At 67.8% G+C, this 1,782-nt stretch carries 2 protein-coding genes and 1 tRNA gene; 2 read left to right on the top strand and 1 reads right to left on the bottom strand.

All coding sequences use genetic code 11. From position 1 onward, the window contains the following. Positions 1-374 precede the first annotated feature (374 nt). Both ACRDPS_RS24420 and ACRDPS_RS24415 read left to right on the top strand, forming a co-directional pair. Positions 375-1,160 (top strand): MerR family transcriptional regulator, encoded by a 786-nt coding sequence (locus tag ACRDPS_RS24420; protein WP_431504268.1) that lies wholly within the window; start codon positions 375-377, stop codon positions 1,158-1,160. Further along, positions 1,153-1,536 carry a VOC family protein gene (locus tag ACRDPS_RS24415; RefSeq protein WP_431504267.1) on the top strand — a complete coding sequence of 128 codons (384 nt, stop codon included), beginning with the start codon at positions 1,153-1,155 and terminating at the stop codon, positions 1,534-1,536. Before ACRDPS_RS24420 ends, ACRDPS_RS24415 begins: the two co-directional genes overlap by 8 nt. A gap of 119 nt (positions 1,537-1,655) precedes the next feature. Here the strand turns inward: ACRDPS_RS24415 and ACRDPS_RS24410 are convergent. Beyond that, positions 1,656-1,730, bottom strand: a tRNA-Val gene (locus ACRDPS_RS24410). Positions 1,731-1,782 lie beyond the last annotated feature (52 nt).

Genomic DNA, 1,782 nt, shown 5'->3' with positions numbered 1-1,782 from the left:
CCGACTTCCACCGGACCTCGAGAGCCTCGTGGGCCGCGAAGGGACGACCTTCGTCCAGGAGCTCGCGGGCGTACGCGATGGTCTCCTCCGGCGGCCGCGGCTCTTCGGAGATGGGCTCGACCCCGGGCGCGCCGTACGGCAAAGGGCGTCCGAGTGCGTCACGCGGTCGCGCCTGTTCCGCACGCCCTTGATCGTTCCGATCGCGATCGCTCACCATGTCACCCTCCTCTGCTCCCACCCTACGGACCGAACCGGCAACGGACTCCCCCGAGCTTCCGCGGTGAGGGCGCGTCATCGGCCGCAGCTCACGATAACGACGAAATGACGTCCGAGGCCTTGCTCCTCACGTGACGTGAGGTTCTACCGTCGTGATCATGGACGCCACGATCGGAGAGGTGGCCCGGCGTACCGGGGTCACCGAGCGCACTCTCCGCTACTACGAGGAGCTCGGTCTGCTGAAGCCGGCGCGCGACGGCGGTGGGCGCCGCCGGTACGGCGCCGAGCACATCAACCGGCTCTACCGGATCCGGCTGTTGCGCGAGCTCGGCACCCCGGTCGCCGATCTGGATCCAGAGGGCGCGGACCTGCTGACCCTCACCAGCCGTCACCTCGCCGACCTGGACCGCAGGATCGGAGAGCTCGCCAGACAGCGCGAGCGGGTTCGTACCGTCGAGGAGCGCTTGATGAGCGGGCAGGTGCCGACCGACGAGCAGCTGGTGGGCGTACTCACCGAGCTGCCCGACCCGGAGTCCGCGATCACCCGCCGGCTGACCTTGCTCGTCTACCGAGACATCGAGGCAGCGCAGCGCCACCTGGTCGAGGTCTTCGGGTTCGCACCCGGCGAGCTTACGCGAGACGAGGACGGCAGAGTGACCCATGGAGAGGTGTACGCGGGCGACGGCCTGATCTGGATGCACCGCGAGACCGCCGAGTTCAGGCTCGCCTCGCCCGCCACCCTCGGTGCCGCCAGCCATTGCATCGCGGTCGACGTGGACGACGTCGAGGCTCACTATGCGCGGGTGTGCGAGGCCGGCGGTGAGATCGTCTATGAGCCGACGAACATGGCCTACGGCGTACGCGAGTTCGGCGCGCGCGACGCCGAGGGTGGGCTGTGGTCGTTCATGCAGCACCTGAGCGACGAAGGAGAAGACCATGAGTGAGCTGACCCCGTATCTGTGCGTCGCCGATGCCCGCTCCGCGATCGCCTGGTACGTCGAGACGCTCGGCGCGGAGGTGACCTACGACCCGATCGAGATGCCCGACGGCCGGATCGGCCACGTCGAGATGAGCATCGACCGAGCACGCTGGATGATGGCCGATGAGTTCCCCGAGATCGGTGTTGCCGCCCCGTCTGCGAACGAGGGCGCGGCGGTGACCCTGCATCTGAGCGTGGACGACGTCGACACGTTGGTCGAGCGAGTCGTGGCCGCGGGGATCTCGATGGACCGTGGCCCTGAGGACGACTCGCTGGCAGGCCGGATCGCGGTCTTCCGCGATCCCTTCGGACATCGGTGGTACCTCAGCGCGCCGCACTGAACGCAACAGCAGGACCAGGCGCGTACGCCTCGTTCCGATCCGACGCATCCCCGATGCAGAGCCATGCCAGAAAAGGCCGTCTGATCTGCTTCGCAGCAGGTCAGACGGCCTTTTCGAGGTGGTGCGTGATACTGGGTTCGAACCAGTGACCCCCTCGGTGTGAACGAGGTGCGCTACCACTGCGCCAATCACGCGTCGCGGCGGTGCCGCGGATGAAACATTAGCGCATCGGCTCGCCGCACCCAC

This window comes from Nocardioides sp., from assembly GCF_050699375.1.
GTDB lineage: Bacteria > Actinomycetota > Actinomycetes > Propionibacteriales > Nocardioidaceae > Nocardioides.
The sequence above is the reverse complement of the archived record's forward strand: the minus strand, read 5'-3'. Positions and strand labels throughout refer to the sequence as shown.